This window comes from Enterobacter sp. 2VL (assembly GCF_005503595.1).
Classification (GTDB): domain Bacteria; phylum Pseudomonadota; class Gammaproteobacteria; order Enterobacterales; family Enterobacteriaceae; genus Enterobacter; species Enterobacter cancerogenus.
This window is the reverse complement of the sequence record NZ_SCNE01000010.1, coordinates 1-15,164: the sequence shown is the minus strand read 5'-3', so window position 1 is coordinate 15,164 and position 15,164 is coordinate 1. Positions and strand designations below refer to the sequence as shown.

Annotated in this window: 22 protein-coding genes; 16 read left to right on the top strand and 6 right to left on the bottom strand. The window is 51.7% G+C overall.

The window, feature by feature from the left end; translation table 11 throughout:
• Nucleotides 1–6: 6 nt before the first annotated feature.
• The 10 genes from secY (at nucleotide 7) to FFS28_RS18615 (ending at nucleotide 5,660) form a co-directional block, all read left to right on the top strand.
• The gene (secY, locus tag FFS28_RS18660; protein ID WP_003863305.1) at nucleotides 7–1,338 is read left to right on the top strand and encodes a preprotein translocase subunit SecY; all 1,332 of its coding nucleotides are present in this window, start codon (nucleotides 7–9) and stop codon (nucleotides 1,336–1,338) included.
• 31 nt (nucleotides 1,339–1,369) lie between these two features.
• Complete coding sequence (gene rpmJ, locus FFS28_RS18655; RefSeq protein ID WP_000868187.1) at nucleotides 1,370–1,486, top strand: 50S ribosomal protein L36; 117 nt, start codon at nucleotides 1,370–1,372, stop codon at nucleotides 1,484–1,486.
• A 146-nt stretch (nucleotides 1,487–1,632) separates the two neighbouring features.
• Complete coding sequence (rpsM, locus tag FFS28_RS18650) at nucleotides 1,633–1,989, top strand: 30S ribosomal protein S13 (RefSeq protein ID WP_003863308.1); 357 nt, start codon at nucleotides 1,633–1,635, stop codon at nucleotides 1,987–1,989.
• Between the two features lie 16 nt (nucleotides 1,990–2,005).
• Nucleotides 2,006–2,395 (top strand): 30S ribosomal protein S11, encoded by a 390-nt coding sequence (gene rpsK / locus FFS28_RS18645; RefSeq protein ID WP_003863312.1) that lies wholly within the window; start codon nucleotides 2,006–2,008, stop codon nucleotides 2,393–2,395.
• Nucleotides 2,396–2,427: 32 nt separating this feature from the next.
• On the top strand, nucleotides 2,428–3,048 hold the full coding sequence (rpsD, locus tag FFS28_RS18640; protein WP_004868345.1) for a 30S ribosomal protein S4: 621 nt from the start codon (nucleotides 2,428–2,430) through the stop codon (nucleotides 3,046–3,048).
• A gap of 25 nt (nucleotides 3,049–3,073) precedes the next feature.
• On the top strand, nucleotides 3,074–4,063 hold the full coding sequence (locus tag FFS28_RS18635) for a DNA-directed RNA polymerase subunit alpha (protein ID WP_002919219.1): 990 nt from the start codon (nucleotides 3,074–3,076) through the stop codon (nucleotides 4,061–4,063).
• 40 nt (nucleotides 4,064–4,103) lie between these two features.
• The gene (gene rplQ / locus FFS28_RS18630; RefSeq protein WP_001216372.1) at nucleotides 4,104–4,490 is read left to right on the top strand and encodes a 50S ribosomal protein L17; all 387 of its coding nucleotides are present in this window, start codon (nucleotides 4,104–4,106) and stop codon (nucleotides 4,488–4,490) included.
• Between the two features lie 107 nt (nucleotides 4,491–4,597).
• A complete protein-coding gene (locus FFS28_RS18625; RefSeq protein WP_137903688.1) occupies nucleotides 4,598–4,966 on the top strand; it encodes a DnaJ family domain-containing protein in 369 nt (122 codons plus the stop codon).
• A gap of 2 nt (nucleotides 4,967–4,968) precedes the next feature.
• Nucleotides 4,969–5,394 (top strand): Zn(2+)-responsive transcriptional regulator, encoded by a 426-nt coding sequence (zntR, locus tag FFS28_RS18620; protein WP_137903687.1) that lies wholly within the window; start codon nucleotides 4,969–4,971, stop codon nucleotides 5,392–5,394.
• 50 nt (nucleotides 5,395–5,444) lie between these two features.
• Nucleotides 5,445–5,660 (top strand): alternative ribosome-rescue factor A, encoded by a 216-nt coding sequence (locus FFS28_RS18615; protein WP_058610882.1) that lies wholly within the window; start codon nucleotides 5,445–5,447, stop codon nucleotides 5,658–5,660.
• On the opposite strand, the gene mscL is transcribed toward FFS28_RS18615, so the two are convergent.
• From mscL to def, 5 genes are all read right to left on the bottom strand, one after another.
• Nucleotides 5,661–6,074, bottom strand: coding sequence for a large-conductance mechanosensitive channel protein MscL (gene mscL, locus FFS28_RS18610; RefSeq protein ID WP_006178909.1), 414 nt, complete (start codon nucleotides 6,072–6,074; stop codon nucleotides 5,661–5,663).
• A 143-nt stretch (nucleotides 6,075–6,217) separates the two neighbouring features.
• A complete protein-coding gene (gene trkA, locus FFS28_RS18605) occupies nucleotides 6,218–7,594 on the bottom strand; it encodes a Trk system potassium transporter TrkA (protein ID WP_006178908.1) in 1,377 nt (458 codons plus the stop codon).
• A 22-nt stretch (nucleotides 7,595–7,616) separates the two neighbouring features.
• A complete protein-coding gene (rsmB, locus tag FFS28_RS18600; RefSeq protein WP_137903686.1) occupies nucleotides 7,617–8,903 on the bottom strand; it encodes a 16S rRNA (cytosine(967)-C(5))-methyltransferase RsmB in 1,287 nt (428 codons plus the stop codon).
• 52 nt (nucleotides 8,904–8,955) lie between these two features.
• A complete protein-coding gene (fmt, locus tag FFS28_RS18595) occupies nucleotides 8,956–9,903 on the bottom strand; it encodes a methionyl-tRNA formyltransferase (RefSeq protein ID WP_137903685.1) in 948 nt (315 codons plus the stop codon).
• Between the two features lie 25 nt (nucleotides 9,904–9,928).
• Entirely contained in the window at nucleotides 9,929–10,438 is a 510-nt protein-coding gene (def, locus tag FFS28_RS18590; RefSeq protein WP_137903684.1) for a peptide deformylase, read from the bottom strand.
• Nucleotides 10,439–10,565: 127 nt separating this feature from the next.
• Between def and dprA the strand changes: the two genes are divergently transcribed.
• The 6 genes from dprA to FFS28_RS18560 are packed head-to-tail and all read left to right on the top strand — an operon-like array spanning nucleotide 10,566 to nucleotide 14,350.
• A complete protein-coding gene (gene dprA, locus FFS28_RS18585) occupies nucleotides 10,566–11,690 on the top strand; it encodes a DNA-protecting protein DprA (RefSeq protein ID WP_137903683.1) in 1,125 nt (374 codons plus the stop codon).
• Entirely contained in the window at nucleotides 11,662–12,135 is a 474-nt protein-coding gene (gene smg, locus FFS28_RS18580) for a DUF494 family protein Smg (RefSeq protein WP_006178903.1), read from the top strand. The genes dprA and smg overlap by 29 nt, the downstream gene beginning before the upstream one ends.
• A 27-nt stretch (nucleotides 12,136–12,162) precedes the next feature.
• Nucleotides 12,163–12,717 (top strand): DNA topoisomerase family protein, encoded by a 555-nt coding sequence (locus FFS28_RS18575; protein WP_042322196.1) that lies wholly within the window; start codon nucleotides 12,163–12,165, stop codon nucleotides 12,715–12,717.
• Nucleotides 12,710–13,282 (top strand): L-threonylcarbamoyladenylate synthase type 1 TsaC, encoded by a 573-nt coding sequence (gene tsaC, locus FFS28_RS18570; protein WP_006178901.1) that lies wholly within the window; start codon nucleotides 12,710–12,712, stop codon nucleotides 13,280–13,282. The genes FFS28_RS18575 and tsaC overlap by 8 nt, the downstream gene beginning before the upstream one ends.
• A gap of 4 nt (nucleotides 13,283–13,286) precedes the next feature.
• Nucleotides 13,287–14,105, top strand: coding sequence for a shikimate dehydrogenase (aroE, locus tag FFS28_RS18565; RefSeq protein WP_137903734.1), 819 nt, complete (start codon nucleotides 13,287–13,289; stop codon nucleotides 14,103–14,105).
• Nucleotides 14,102–14,350: a DUF1488 family protein gene (locus tag FFS28_RS18560; protein ID WP_137903682.1), complete on the top strand. Its 249-nt coding sequence runs from the start codon at nucleotides 14,102–14,104 to the stop codon at nucleotides 14,348–14,350. Before aroE ends, FFS28_RS18560 begins: the two co-directional genes overlap by 4 nt.
• Here the strand turns inward: FFS28_RS18560 and FFS28_RS18555 are convergent.
• A complete protein-coding gene (locus FFS28_RS18555) occupies nucleotides 14,326–14,880 on the bottom strand; it encodes a gamma carbonic anhydrase family protein (RefSeq protein ID WP_137903681.1) in 555 nt (184 codons plus the stop codon). The two genes, FFS28_RS18560 and FFS28_RS18555, sit on opposite strands and share 25 nt — an antisense overlap.
• Nucleotides 14,881–15,164 lie beyond the last annotated feature (284 nt).

Genomic DNA, 15,164 nt, shown 5'->3' with positions numbered 1-15,164 from the left:
TAGCAGATGGCTAAGCAACCGGGATTAGATTTTCAAAGTGCCAAAGGTGGATTTGGCGAGCTGAAACGCAGACTGCTGTTTGTTATCGGCGCGCTGATTGTGTTCCGTATTGGCTCTTTTATTCCGATCCCTGGTATCGATGCCGCTGTACTTGCCAAACTGCTTGAGCAACAGCGAGGCACCATCATTGAAATGTTTAACATGTTCTCTGGTGGTGCTCTCAGCCGTGCTTCTATCTTTGCTCTGGGTATCATGCCGTATATTTCGGCATCGATTATTATCCAGCTGCTGACGGTCGTTCATCCGGCCCTGGCAGAGTTGAAGAAAGAAGGGGAGTCTGGACGTCGTAAGATTAGTCAGTACACCCGCTACGGTACTCTGGTGCTGGCAATATTCCAGTCGATCGGTATTGCTACCGGTCTTCCGAATATGCCTGGTATGCAGGGTCTGGTGTTAAACCCAGGCTTTGCATTCTATTTCACCGCTGTTGTAAGTCTGGTCACAGGAACGATGTTCCTGATGTGGCTCGGCGAACAGATTACTGAACGTGGTATCGGTAACGGTATCTCGATCATTATCTTTGCCGGTATCGTTGCGGGTCTCCCGCCGGCCATCGCCCACACTATCGAGCAAGCGCGTCAAGGCGACCTGCACTTCCTCCTGTTGCTGTTGGTTGCAGTATTAGTATTTGCAGTGACGTTCTTTGTTGTCTTCGTGGAACGTGGTCAACGCCGCATTGTGGTGAACTACGCTAAACGTCAGCAGGGTCGTCGTGTCTATGCTGCACAGAGCACACATTTACCGCTGAAAGTGAATATGGCGGGGGTTATCCCGGCTATCTTCGCTTCCAGTATTATTCTGTTCCCAGCGACCATCGCGTCATGGTTCGGGGGCGGTACTGGTTGGAACTGGCTGACAACAATTTCGCTGTATTTGCAGCCTGGGCAACCACTTTATGTGTTACTCTATGCGTCTGCGATCATCTTCTTCTGTTTCTTCTACACGGCGTTGGTCTTCAACCCGCGTGAAACAGCAGATAACCTGAAGAAGTCCGGTGCATTTGTACCAGGAATTCGTCCGGGAGAGCAAACGGCGAAGTATATCGATAAAGTAATGACTCGCCTGACTTTGGTTGGTGCGCTTTATATTACTTTTATCTGCCTGATCCCGGAGTTCATGCGTGATGCAATGAAAGTGCCGTTCTACTTCGGTGGGACCTCGTTGCTTATCGTTGTTGTCGTGATTATGGACTTTATGGCTCAAGTGCAAACTCTGATGATGTCCAGTCAGTATGAGTCTGCATTGAAGAAGGCGAACCTGAAAGGCTACGGCCGCTAATTGGTCGCCTGAGAAGTTACGGAGAGTAAAAATGAAAGTTCGTGCTTCCGTCAAGAAATTATGCCGTAACTGCAAAATCGTTAAGCGTGATGGTGTCATCCGTGTGATTTGCAGTGCCGAGCCGAAGCATAAACAGCGCCAAGGCTGATTATTTCGCATATTTTTCTTGCAAAGTTGGGTTGAGCTGGCTAGATTAGCCAGCCAATCTTTTGTATGTCTGTACGTTTCCATTTGAGTATCCTGAAAACGGGCTTTTCAGCATGGTGCGTACATATTAAATAGTAGGAGTGCATAGTGGCCCGTATAGCAGGCATTAACATTCCTGATCAGAAACATGCTGTGATCGCATTAACTTCGATCTACGGCGTCGGCAAGACCCGTTCCAAAGCCATTCTGGCTGCAGCGGGTATCGCTGAAGATGTTAAGATCAGTGAGCTGTCTGAAGAACAAATCGACACGCTGCGTGACGAAGTTGCCAAATTTGTCGTTGAAGGTGATCTGCGCCGTGAAATCAGCATGAGCATCAAGCGCCTGATGGATCTTGGTTGCTATCGCGGTTTGCGTCATCGTCGTGGTCTGCCAGTGCGCGGTCAGCGTACTAAGACCAACGCACGTACCCGTAAGGGTCCGCGCAAACCGATCAAGAAATAATCGGGGTGATTGAATAATGGCAAAGGCACCAGTTCGTGCACGTAAACGTGTAAGAAAACAAGTCTCTGACGGCGTGGCTCATATCCATGCTTCTTTCAACAACACCATCGTTACTATTACTGATCGTCAGGGTAACGCATTGGGTTGGGCAACAGCCGGTGGTTCCGGTTTCCGTGGTTCTCGCAAATCCACTCCGTTCGCAGCTCAGGTTGCAGCAGAGCGTTGCGCTGAAGCCGTAAAAGAATACGGCATCAAGAATCTGGAAGTTATGGTTAAAGGTCCGGGTCCGGGTCGTGAATCTACTGTTCGCGCTCTGAACGCCGCTGGTTTCCGCATCACGAATATTACTGATGTGACTCCGATCCCTCATAACGGTTGTCGTCCGCCGAAAAAACGTCGCGTATAACGCTCGTTTTTTAGGTTAGTTGGAGATAGAAAATGGCAAGATATTTGGGTCCTAAGCTCAAGCTGAGCCGTCGTGAGGGCACCGACTTATTCCTTAAGTCTGGCGTTCGCGCGATCGATACCAAGTGTAAAATTGAACAAGCTCCTGGCCAGCACGGTGCGCGTAAACCGCGTCTGTCTGACTATGGTGTGCAGTTGCGTGAAAAGCAAAAAGTTCGCCGTATGTACGGTGTGCTGGAGCGTCAGTTCCGTAACTACTATAAAGAAGCAGCACGTCTGAAAGGCAACACAGGTGAAAACCTGCTGGCCCTGCTGGAAGGTCGTCTGGACAACGTTGTATACCGTATGGGCTTCGGCGCGACTCGTGCTGAATCACGCCAGCTGGTTAGCCATAAAGCAATCATGGTAAACGGTCGTGTTGTTAACATCGCTTCTTATCAGGTTAAAGCGAATGACGTTGTTAGCATTCGTGAGAAAGCGAAAAAGCAATCTCGCGTGAAGGCCGCTCTGGAGCTGGCTGAGCAGCGTGAAAAGCCAACCTGGCTGGAAGTTGATGCTGGCAAGATGGAAGGTACGTTCAAGCGTCAGCCGGAACGTTCTGATCTGTCTGCGGACATTAACGAACACCTGATCGTCGAGCTTTACTCCAAGTAAAGCTTAGTACCAAAGAGAGGACACAATGCAGGGTTCTGTGACAGAGTTTCTAAAACCGCGCCTGGTAGATATCGAGCAAGTGAGTTCGACGCACGCCAAGGTGACCCTTGAGCCTTTAGAGCGTGGCTTTGGCCATACTCTGGGTAACGCACTGCGCCGTATTCTGCTCTCATCGATGCCGGGTTGCGCGGTGACCGAGGTTGAGATTGATGGTGTACTTCATGAGTACAGCACCAAAGAAGGCGTTCAGGAAGATATCCTTGAAATCCTGCTCAACCTGAAAGGGCTGGCGGTGAGAGTTCAGGGTAAAGATGAAGTTATTCTTACTCTGAATAAATCTGGCATTGGCCCTGTGACTGCAGCCGACATCACCCACGACGGTGATGTTGAAATCGTCAAGCCGCAGCACGTGATCTGCCACCTGACCGATGAGAACGCAGCGATTAGCATGCGTATCAAAGTTCAGCGCGGTCGTGGTTATGTGCCGGCTTCTGCCCGAATTCATTCGGAAGAAGATGAGCGCCCAATCGGCCGTCTGCTGGTCGACGCATGCTACAGCCCTGTAGAGCGTATTGCCTACAATGTTGAAGCAGCGCGTGTAGAACAGCGTACCGACCTGGACAAGCTGGTCATCGAAATGGAAACCAACGGCACAATCGATCCTGAAGAGGCGATTCGTCGTGCGGCAACCATCCTGGCAGAACAACTGGAAGCTTTCGTTGATTTACGTGATGTACGTCAGCCGGAAGTGAAAGAAGAGAAACCAGAATTCGATCCGATCCTGCTGCGCCCTGTTGACGATCTCGAGTTGACTGTCCGCTCTGCTAACTGCCTCAAGGCAGAAGCTATCCACTATATCGGTGATCTGGTACAGCGTACCGAGGTTGAGTTGCTGAAAACGCCTAACCTGGGTAAAAAATCTCTTACCGAGATTAAAGACGTGCTGGCTTCACGTGGTCTGTCTCTGGGCATGCGCCTGGAAAACTGGCCACCGGCAAGCATTGCTGACGAGTAACCGGATCACAGGTTAAGGTTTTACTGAGAAGGATAAGGTCATGCGCCATCGTAAGAGTGGTCGTCAACTGAACCGCAACAGCAGCCATCGCCAGGCTATGTTCCGCAACATGGCAGGTTCACTGGTTCGTCATGAGATCATCAAGACGACCCTGCCTAAAGCGAAAGAGCTGCGTCGCGTAGTTGAGCCGCTGATTACTCTTGCCAAGACTGACAGCGTTGCTAATCGTCGTCTGGCATTCGCCCGTACTCGTGATAACGAGATCGTGGCAAAACTGTTTAACGAACTGGGCCCGCGTTTCGCGAGCCGTGCCGGTGGTTACACTCGTATTCTGAAGTGTGGCTTCCGTGCAGGCGACAACGCGCCGATGGCTTACATCGAGCTGGTTGATCGTTCAGAATCTAAAGCAGAAGCTGCTGCAGAGTAATCTGTAGTAACGTAAAAAAACCCGCCTCGGCGGGTTTTTTTATATCCGCAGGATCCCCACTTCTCTACAATAACTGTATCTTTTATGTCCACTGCGTGGAGTTCAACATGTGGTTGCTGGACCAATGGGCAGAACGCCATATCTGCGATGCCCAACGAAAAGGTGAATTCGATAATCTCCCGGGTAGCGGCGCGCCCTTAGTGCTGGATGATGATTCGCACATTCCTGCCGATCTGCGAGCCGGATACCGATTACTGAAAAACGCAGGCTGTTTACCTCCCGAACTGGAACAGCGCAAAGAAGCTGTCGAATTGACTGACCTGCTCAAGGGTATTCGTAAGGACGATCCGCGGCATCAGGAAATAAGTCGCCGATTGAGAGTAATCGAGCTCAGACTACGGCAGGTGGGAATGAGCACCGACTTTTTGCAGGGTGACTATTACGAAAATATCAGGCAAAGATTAGACGAGGAATAAGCATGTATCGTATTGGTGAACTTGCCAGGCTCGCAAACGTAACGCCGGACACTGTCCGCTATTACGAGAAGCAGCAGATGATAGATCATGAAGTGCGAACTGAGGGGGGGTTCCGTCTCTATACGGATAACGATCTCCAGCGTTTGCGCTTTATTCGGTACGCGCGTCAGCTCGGATTTTCGCTGGAATCGATCCGCGAACTGTTATCGATCCGCATCGATCCTGAACATCACACCTGTCAGGAATCTAAAAGCATTGTCCAGGCAAGGCTGGATGAGGTCGAAGCACGTATTCAGGAGCTGCAGACCATGCAGCGTTCACTGCAACGGCTGAATGACGCGTGCTGCGGTACCGCGCACAGCAGCGTGTATTGTTCCATTCTGGAAACGCTCGAGCAAGGGGCAAGCCGCAGGGATGTTGATTTTTAGCCAGTCCGGGACTAGACTCCCGTCGTCATTTACCATGCTCAGGAGAGATTATGAGCCGCTACCAGCATACCAAAGGACAAATTAAGGATAACGCCATTGAGGCACTGCTTCACGATCCGCTTTTCAGGCAGCGTGTTGAGAAGAGTAAAAAAGGAAAAGGGAGCTATCTGCGTAAAGATAAACATGCAAAACGGGGTAACTGGGAGGCCAGTGGCAAGCAAGCGATTCGCTTATTTACCACTGGCCTTCCGGCTTTTTGGTGCTGATTAAGAGCGGTTATTCTGCTCTTTTAACAAATCACGGATTTCACTCAGCAACACTTCTTCTTTGGACGGTGCTGCAGGCGCAGCTGCTGGTTCTTCTTTTTTACGGTTAAGCCTGTTGATGAGCTTGATGGCCATAAAAATGGCGAACGCCACAATCACAAAATCAAACACATTCTGGATGAACACGCCGTAATGCATTACGACGGCAGGAATATCTCCCTGAGCCTCGCGAAGCGTAACGGCAAACTGTTTAAAATCGATGCCGCCGATCAGCAACCCTAAAGGTGGCATAATAATGTCGGCAACTAAAGATGAAACGATCTTACCGAACGCTGCACCAATAATGACACCCACTGCCAAATCCACCACATTCCCGCGCATCGCAAATTCGCGAAATTCTTTAATAAAACTCATTATTTTCTCCTTGGACCACCTGACGCCTATAAGTTTAACAAATGATTAGCCATTTGCCATTGGTGATAAATATTCGCTATGAAAAATAAAAGGCATAGAGATGAGAGGGTTAAATGAGGGGCTCAATAATGAACCCCCAGATATCAAAGGAAGAATGGGCTTGGCTGGAATAACCGTTCAACGTCGGTAATAAATTTCTTATCCGTAAGGAACATAATTACATGGTCGCCTTGTTCGATACGTAAATTATCATTGGCGATCATGACGTCATTTCCACGAACTACGGCGCCGATGATTGTTCCCGGTGGGAGCTTGATTTCATCGATGGAACGACCGACAACGCGTGAGGTAGTTTCATCGCCATGCGCGACGGCCTCAATGGCTTCAGCCACCCCACGACGAAGTGATGAAACACCCACGATATCAGCTTTACGTACATGGCTCAGCAGGGCGGAAATCGTCGCCTGCTGCGGAGAAATCGCGATATCAATGACGCTGCCCTGAACAAGATCAACGTAGGCACGGCGCTGAATAAGCACCATCACCTTTTTGGCCCCCATACGTTTTGCGAGCATGGCGGACATAATGTTCGCTTCATCGTCGTTGGTCACCGCAATGAACAGATCAACTTGATCGATATGCTCTTCCGCCAGCAGCTCCTGATCCGATGCATCCCCGAAAAATACGATCGTATTTTGTAATTTTTCCGCGAGTTCAGAGGCGCGCTGTTGATCGCGCTCGATCAGTTTTACGCTGTAATCTTTCTCAAGGCGTCGGGCAAGACCCGCACCGATGTTACCACCGCCGACCAGCATGATGCGCTTATAGGGTTTTTCAAGACGCTGAAGCTCACTCATCACCGCGCGGATATGTTGTGATGCCGCAATAAAGAAGACTTCATCGCCCGCTTCAACAATCGTCGAGCCTTGCGGACGGATTGGCCGGTCGTGACGGAAAATGGCGGCGACACGCGTATCAATATGTGGCATGTGCTCGCGCATCGTGGACAGCGCATTGCCTATCAGCGGGCCACCGTAATAGGCCTTCACAACGGCAAGACTGACTTTACCTTCGGCAAAGTTGACCACCTGCAAAGCGCCCGGGTATTCGATCAGGCGATAAATGCTGTCGATAACCAGCTGTTCCGGCGCGATAAGATGATCGATAGGTACCGCTTCTGAATTAAACAGCTTTTCTGCATCCCGCACATAGTCCGGAGAACGTATGCGGGCGATTCGGTTTGGCGTGTTGAAAAGCGAATAGGCCACCTGGCATGCAACCATATTGGTTTCGTCAGAACTGGTTACGGCAACCAGCATGTCGGCATCGTCAGCACCCGCCTCACGCAGGACGCGGGGATGTGAACCGTGTCCTTGCACAACGCGCAGGTCAAATTTGTCCTGTAAAACCCGCAGGCGTTCGCCGTTTGTATCGACAATGGTGATGTCGTTATTTTCGCCGACAAGATTTTCCGCCAGCGTCCCGCCAACCTGTCCTGCACCCAGAATGATAATCTTCATATTTCGTGACCTGTTCTCAACATCACTCTTTGATTAGCTTAGCGTAAAAGAAGCCATCACCCTCTTCAGCGCCAGGCAGGTTCTGCTGTCCCGGCTGTTCAGGCGTGCCCGTATCATGCAGCGCTGCGTCAGGCGTACGTTTAAGGAAGGCGGCAATCTGCTGACTGTTTTCCTCGGGAAGTACGGAGCAGGTTGCATATACCAGGGTTCCGCCAGCTTTCAGGTGCGGCCAGATAGCATCGAGGATGTCGGACTGCAGTTGAGCCAGTTCCTTGATGTCACGATCGCGGCGCAGCCATTTAATATCGGGATGACGACGGATGACGCCCGTTGCAGAGCAGGGAGCATCAAGCAAAATGCGATCGAACTGCGTGTTGCCACACCAGTCTGCAGGTGTTCTGCCGTCGCCTTGCTTAACCTGCGCCTTCATGCCTAAACGCTTCAGGTTGTCATAGACGCGTGACAGGCGCTGCTCATCGACGTCAACGGCGAGAACATCGGCCTGCGGCGCAACTTCCAGAATATGCGTTGTTTTGCCGCCGGGTGCAGCACAGAGATCGAGGATCTTCTCACCGTTTTTCGGTTCAAGCCAGGTCATGCAGCCTTGTGCAGAAGCATCCTGTACGGTCACCCAGCCCTCTTCAAACCCAGGCAACGCGTGTACCGGGGCAGGGGAGGCTAAACGCACGGCATCCGGGTAAGCTTCGTGGATGAATCCGCTCATTCCTGACTCTTCCAGCAACGCCAGCCACTCATCGCGCTTATGATGAGTGCTGTTCACGCGAAGCCACATCGGAGGACGTTGATTATTGGCCTCTGCAATGGCTTGCCACTGCGTTGGATAGGCTTTTTTCAGGCGGTTCAGCAGCCAGTCAGGATGAAGGAAACGCTTCTCAGTCTGGGCGAACTCAGCTAAAAGTTCCTCCTGCTGTCGCTGGAACTGGCGCAACACCCCGTTAATCAATCCTTTAAGCTGAGGACGCTTAATCGCAATGGCGCCTTCCACCGTTTCGGCAAGCGCAGCATGAGGGGGAATGCGGGTATGCAGGAGCTGATAGAATCCCACCATAATCAAATAATGCACGCTACGCTGTTTGCCGGTCATGGGGCGTGCCATCAGCCGGCTAATCATCCATTCAAGCTGAGACAACGTGCGAAGCACACCAAAGCACAGCTCCTGCAGCAGCGCCTTATCTTTATCAGAGACTTTTTGTTGCAGCGGTGGCAGGACATTGCTCAGTGACTGGCCCTGCTCAATAACTTTTTCAACGGCCTGTGCCGCCATACTGCGTAAATTTTGTTTTTTCATAACCGTAGAAATAAAAATGCCCGGAAACTCCGGGCTTTAAGAATTAATTTGCTCAGGCAAGACGATTGCCAGGGATAAACCATTCACGCCGGGAATTTAACAGATCCTGAACACTCATCGCTTTCTTGCCAGCCGGCTGCAGTGACTCAAGATTCAAAATGCCGTCTGCCGTGGCGACCTGGATACCCTGTTTATTTGCCTCAACGATCGTCCCCGGAGCGGCCTGCACATGGCTCTCTATCACCGAGGCCTTCCAGACTTTCACCGGCTGATCGTCAATGACCATCCAGCTCACTGGCCAGGGGTTGAAGGCGCGTATGCAACGCTCTAGCTGAGCCGCAGGAAGCGTCCAGTCAAGCAGAGCTTCATCTTTACTGAGTTTTTCGGCGTAAGTCACCAGCGCTTCATCCTGAACTTCAGGCTTTGCGGTGCCTTCAGCAAGCTGCTCCAGGGTCTTGATGAGGCCCTGTGGACCCAACTCTGCCAGCTTATCGTACAGCGTGGCGCTGGTATCCTCTGGGGTAATAGGGCACGACAGTTTATACAACATGTCACCGGTGTCTAAACCTACGTCCATCTTCATGATGGTCACACCGGTTTCTGCATCACCCGCCCATAGCGAACGCTGAATCGGCGCCGCACCGCGCCAGCGTGGCAGCAGTGAACCGTGAACGTTGATGCACCCGAAACGCGGCATATCAAGCACAGCTTTCGGCAGAATTAAACCGTAAGCCACGACGACCATCACATCGGCATTCAGGTCAGCGACCAGTTGCTGGTTCTCTTCAGGGCGTAAAGAGGCGGGCTGGAAAACCGGGAGGCCATGTTCTTCGGCAAGGGCTTTCACCGGGCCTGGCATGAGCTTTTTACCACGACCTGCCGGACGATCCGGTTGGGTGAAGACGCCAACAACGTTGTGACCAGAAGATAACAGCGCGTCCAGATGACGCGCTGCAAAATCAGGCGTTCCCGCGAAGATAATGCGTAGTGTTTTAGACACGTTGATCCTTGTATCCGGGGGGATATTATGCGCGAGAGCGCATACGATCCAGTTTCTCGACTTTCTGACGAATACGCTGCTGTTTCAGTGGGGAGAGGTAATCGATAAACAGTTTACCGACCAGATGATCCATCTCGTGCTGAATACAAATTGCCAGCAGGTCGTCTGCTTCCAGCTCGAACGGCTTGCCTTCACGATCGAGTGCGCGAATTTTCACTTTCTCGGCGCGTGGGACCAAAGCGCGTTGTTCTGGAATAGACAGGCAGCCTTCCTCAATGCCCGTTTCGCCGCTCTTTTTCAGCAGCTCAGGGTTAATCAGCACCAAGCGGCCGTCGCGATTTTCAGAAACGTCAATCACGATAATACGCTTGTGAATGTCTACCTGCGTTGCCGCAAGGCCAATACCCTCTTCAGCGTACATGGTATCGAACATATCATCGACGATACGCTGAATTTCTGCATTCACTTCTTTAACCGGTTCAGCGACGATGCGAAGGCGCTCGTCCGGAATATGTAACACTTGCAAAACTGCCATAAATTTCCAGAGTCGTGTTCAGGAGTTGATAAGATTAATAACTCTATTCTAGACAAATCCCCCTTCGATTGACAGCATCTGTGACCAATCGCAATGATTGCGGAGACGGCGTGTGGCAGGGGAAAGGATGACATCTACAGAGATATGGTTACGGCTTATCAGCATCGGTTCATTGGGTGGCGAAGAGATGCTGGATGTCGCAGAAAAACTCTCGCGCCAGACCGTTATCGATACTGGCTCAGCAAGGGAGGCGGGGCTGTCAGCAAAGCGCGCCGAAAAATTCGTTGCGCTGAGTGAATGCGAGCTGGAATCAAGCCTTAACTGGTTAGAGCAGCCGGGGCATTATTTGCTGACTGCCCATCATCCTCTCTATCCCCCTTTGTTGCGAACCCTCCCTGATTATCCCGGCGCGCTGTTTGTGAAAGGAAGCCTGGATGTGCTCACAACCCTTCAACTGGCGGTTGTCGGGAGTCGTGCCCCCTCATGGTATGGCGAGCGATGGGGAAAAATCTTGTGCGAGTCGCTGGCGCAGTGCGGTTTTACGATAACCAGCGGGTTGGCGTGCGGTATCGATGGCGTTGCTCATCACGCAGCACTTGCAGCAGGTGGCCGCAGCGTGGCGGTGTTAGGCAACGGGCTCTTTAGCGTGTACCCGCGACGGCATCATCATCTGGCTGAGCGGCTGGTTGAGTCGGGAGGGGCGATAGTGTCGGAGTTCTCTTTATCGACGCAGCCCAGGCCCGGTAATTTTCCTCGCCGTAATCGGATTATCAGCGGGTTGAGCCAGGGCGTCCTGGTCGTCGAAGCGGCAATACGCAGTGGCTCGCTTGTCACGGCAAGGTGCGCTCTGGAGCAGGGGCGCGAAGTGTTTGCGCTACCTGGCCCTGTTGGTAATCTTGGTTGCGAAGGCCCACACTGGCTCATCAAGCAAGGCGCAACGCCTGTTACCTGTATTGAAGACATTCTGCAAAATGTGCAACACGGATTGCAGTGGCTGCCAGAGGAACCCGAAAAGAGACATAATTCATCAGATCAGCAGGCGGTGGCATTGCCATTTCCCAAGCTCCTGGCTAACGTAGGAGATGAGGTAACACCTGTTGACGTTGTCGCTGAACGTGCCGGCCAACCTGTGCCAGTTACGGTAGCACAGCTACTCGAACTGGAGTTAGCAGGATGGATCGCAGCTGTACCCGGCGGCTATGTCCGATTAAGGAGGGCAAGCCATGTTCGACGTACTGATGTATTTGTTTGAGACTTACATCCATAACGAAGCAGAAATGCGAGTGGATCAGGACAAATTGACACGGGATCTTACCGATGCAGGATTTGAGCGGGAAGATATTTATAATGCGTTGATGTGGCTGGAGAAACTGGCTGATTATCAGGAAGGTCTGGCCGAGCCGATGCAGTTGGCTTCGGACCCACTTTCTGTACGCATCTATACAGCTGAAGAGTGTGAAAGGCTGGATGCCAGCTGCCGGGGATTCATTTTGTTCCTTGAGCAGATTCAGGTGCTAAACCTCGAAACGCGAGAAATGGTGATAGAGCGCGTGATGGCGCTGGATACGGCAGAATTCGAGCTGGACGATCTCAAGTGGGTCATCCTGATGGTTCTGTTCAATATTCCGGGTTGTGAAAATGCCTATCAGCAAATGGAAGAATTACTCTTTGAAGTGAATGAAGGTATGCTGCACTAAATTCTATGTGCAGCACCAAGAGTTGTTATGGCCAAATCAGCACTATTCACGGTGCATAAAAATGAGCCCTGTCCACAGTGTGGGGCTGAACTTGTCATTCGGTCCGGGAAACACGGTCCGTTTCTCGGTTGTTCACACTATCCGGAATGTGATTATGTCCGTCCCCTGAAAAGCCAGGCGGACGGACATATCGTCAAAGTTCTGGAGGGGCAATTGTGCCCGCTTTGCGGCAGCGAATTGGCGCTGAGGCAGGGGCGTTTCGGGATGTTTATCGGATGCAGCCGATACCCTGAATGTGGACATACAGAACAAATTGATAAGCCCGATGAAACGGCGATTGCCTGCCCACAGTGTCAACGCGGGCAGCTGGTGCAGCGTCGTTCTCGTTTCGGTAAGACCTTCCATTCATGCGATCGCTATCCTGAATGCCAGTTCGTTATCAATTTCAAACCGGTAGCGGGGGTCTGCCCTCATTGCAATTATCCGCTACTTATAGAGAAGAAAACGGCGCAAGGCTTGAAACACTTCTGCGCCAGTAAACAATGTGGAAAGCCGGTTTCGGCGGATCAAACCAGTGAATAATAACCTGCCAACAGGCTCCATTGCGCATGCGGTGGACGTCCTGAAAAATGAAGAAGTCATCGCTTATCCGACAGAGGCTGTCTTTGGTGTCGGTTGTGACCCCGACAGTGAAAAGGCCGTCAGTCGTTTACTTGCACTCAAGCAGAGACCCGTTGAAAAAGGGCTGATTTTAATTGCTGCTAACTACGAGCAGCTTAAACCTTATATAGATGATGCCATGCTGACACCGGCGCAGCGTGAGACGATCTTCTCGGCCTGGCCTGGGCCAGTGACCTTCGTTTTCCCGGCACAGCCAACCACGCCGCGCTGGTTGACCGGGCGCTTTGATTCCCTCGCCGTTCGCGTAACTGACCATCCGCTGGTGGTGGAACTGTGTCTGGCGTTTGGTAAGCCCCTGGTCTCTACCAGCGCCAACCTGACGGGATTGCCTCCTTGTCGCACAACCGAAGAAGTGCTGGCTCAGTTCGGGAATGATTTTCCGGTCGCGATCGGCGAAACGGGCGGTCGCCTGAATCCGTCTGAAATTCGCGATGCCTTAACCGGCGAACGTTTTCGCCAGGGGTAACATGATGGAAACCTACGCTGTTTTTGGTAATCCGATTGCGCACAGTAAATCACCGTTGATCCATCAGCAATTTGCTGAGCAACTTCAGATAGATCATCCCTATGGCCGTGTGTTGGCTCCCGTAGGTGCATTTGTGCCTGCTTTGGACGCCTTTTTCACGGCGGGCGGTAAAGGTGCGAATGTGACCGTGCCTTTTAAGGAAGAGGCGTTCGAACGCGCGGATGAACTCACCGAGCGAGCCTCTCTTGCGGGCGCGGTGAATACCCTCAAACGGCTTGAGGATGGACGCCTTCTGGGTGATAACACGGACGGGATCGGCTTACTCAGCGATCTCGAAAGACTGTCATTTATCAAACCCGGCTTTCGGGTTCTGCTGATTGGCGCGGGTGGGGCCTCACGGGGCGTGCTGCTTCCTCTGCTTTCGCTGGATTGTGCTGTAACCATTACCAACAGAACCTTCTCCAGAGCGGAAGCGCTGGCAGTGTTGTTTGCACACACCGGCAGCGTGAGTGCGGTAGACCTTAACGATCTTGCCGATCGGGAGTTCGATCTCGTCATTAATGCGACGTCCAGCGGCATTGGCGGTGAAGTCCCCGCGATCCCGGCGTCGCTGATAAGCAGTCATCTCTATTTTTATGACATGTACTATCAGAAGGGGAAAACGCCTTTCCTGGCGTGGTGCGAAAAACATGGCGCAAAACATATGGCGGATGGTCTGGGTATGCTGGTGGCACAAGCTGCGCATGCTGTACTTCTCTGGCATGGCGTGTTGCCTGAGGTTGAGCCGGTGATTGAAACGTTGAAACGGGAACTGATGGCGTGAACCAGGCGATCCACTTTCCGGACCGGGAAATTTGGGATGAAGAGAAGCAGGCGGTATGTTTCCCGGTGCTGGTACACGGCATGCAGCTTACCTGTGCTATTAGTGAGGAAACGCTACGTCGTCGCTTTGGTGGCTCCGCGCCGCTTGAGATATTCTGCGAAAATCGCTGGGACCTTGAAGAAGAAGCCAGCGATTTAATTCGCGATCAGATGGAAGACGATCAGGGCTGGATTTGGTTGTCCTGATCCAGATAGTCATTTTTCCATTTAACGTAGTTGTTGGCCGAGTACTTCAGCCCTTCAATTTCCGCCTCTTTTAAGGGACGGATCTGTTTTACCGGGCTGCCTAAATAGAGATAGCCGCTTTCCAGGCGTTTATTTTGCGGAACAAGACTCCCGGCGCCGATCATTACGTCATCTTCTACGATGACGCCATCGAGCAAAATCGACCCCATCCCTACCAGAACCCGGTTTCCAATCGTGCAGCCGTGAAGCATGACTTTATGACCCACGGTAACATCCTCGCCGATAATAAGCGGATTGCCCTGCGGGTTGTAGGACGATTTGTGAGTGACATGCAGGACGCTGCCGTCCTGAATATTGGTCCGTGCGCCAATTGCTACATAGTTGACGTCCCCCCTGATCGCGACGAGCGGCCACACACTGACATCGTCTGCCATTCGAACATCGCCAATGACCACGCTGCTGGGATCGATCATCACGCGATCGCCTGTTTGAGGGACCAGATCTTTATAGGGACGTAATGCTGTAGACATATCTACCTCGACAGATGAGCGTTATATAAGAAGACTTTGATCGCATTGTAGGGTCGAGGCAAGACAAAATGCGTCAATATTTAGTCAGATCGGATGGGATTTCAGCGAAAAGCGCGGAAAATCAGCAGTCAGTAAAAAAGATCCAAAAAATACTTGTGCTAAAAAATGGGATCCCTATAATGCGCCTCCATCGACACGGCAGATGTGAATCACTTCACACAACAACCGGTTCGGTTGAAGAGAAAAAATCCTGAGATTCAGGGTTGACTCTGAAAGAGGAAAGC

Excerpts from the sequence above, each read along its gene's own strand:
- FFS28_RS18635 (WP_002919219.1), top strand. The coding sequence starts at position 3,074 with ATGCAGGGTTCTGTGACAGAGTTTCTAAAACCGCGCCTGGTAGATATC.
- FFS28_RS18575 (WP_042322196.1), top strand. The coding sequence starts at position 12,163 with ATGGCCAAATCAGCACTATTCACGGTGCATAAAAATGAGCCCTGTCCA.
- rpsK (WP_003863312.1), top strand. The coding sequence starts at position 2,006 with ATGGCAAAGGCACCAGTTCGTGCACGTAAACGTGTAAGAAAACAAGTC.
- trkA (WP_006178908.1), bottom strand. The coding sequence starts at position 7,594 with ATGAAGATTATCATTCTGGGTGCAGGACAGGTTGGCGGGACGCTGGCG.
- secY (WP_003863305.1), top strand. The coding sequence starts at position 7 with ATGGCTAAGCAACCGGGATTAGATTTTCAAAGTGCCAAAGGTGGATTT.
- FFS28_RS18625 (WP_137903688.1), top strand. The coding sequence starts at position 4,598 with ATGTGGTTGCTGGACCAATGGGCAGAACGCCATATCTGCGATGCCCAA.
- zntR (WP_137903687.1), top strand. The coding sequence starts at position 4,969 with ATGTATCGTATTGGTGAACTTGCCAGGCTCGCAAACGTAACGCCGGAC.
- mscL (WP_006178909.1), bottom strand. The coding sequence starts at position 6,074 with ATGAGTTTTATTAAAGAATTTCGCGAATTTGCGATGCGCGGGAATGTG.
- smg (WP_006178903.1), top strand. The coding sequence starts at position 11,662 with ATGTTCGACGTACTGATGTATTTGTTTGAGACTTACATCCATAACGAA.
- rpsD (WP_004868345.1), top strand. The coding sequence starts at position 2,428 with ATGGCAAGATATTTGGGTCCTAAGCTCAAGCTGAGCCGTCGTGAGGGC.
- def (WP_137903684.1), bottom strand. The coding sequence starts at position 10,438 with ATGGCAGTTTTGCAAGTGTTACATATTCCGGACGAGCGCCTTCGCATC.
- aroE (WP_137903734.1), top strand. The coding sequence starts at position 13,287 with ATGGAAACCTACGCTGTTTTTGGTAATCCGATTGCGCACAGTAAATCA.
- FFS28_RS18615 (WP_058610882.1), top strand. The coding sequence starts at position 5,445 with ATGAGCCGCTACCAGCATACCAAAGGACAAATTAAGGATAACGCCATT.
- dprA (WP_137903683.1), top strand. The coding sequence starts at position 10,566 with ATGACATCTACAGAGATATGGTTACGGCTTATCAGCATCGGTTCATTG.
- rpmJ (WP_000868187.1), top strand. The coding sequence starts at position 1,370 with ATGAAAGTTCGTGCTTCCGTCAAGAAATTATGCCGTAACTGCAAAATC.
- FFS28_RS18555 (WP_137903681.1), bottom strand. The coding sequence starts at position 14,880 with ATGTCTACAGCATTACGTCCCTATAAAGATCTGGTCCCTCAAACAGGC.
- rsmB (WP_137903686.1), bottom strand. The coding sequence starts at position 8,903 with ATGAAAAAACAAAATTTACGCAGTATGGCGGCACAGGCCGTTGAAAAA.
- rplQ (WP_001216372.1), top strand. The coding sequence starts at position 4,104 with ATGCGCCATCGTAAGAGTGGTCGTCAACTGAACCGCAACAGCAGCCAT.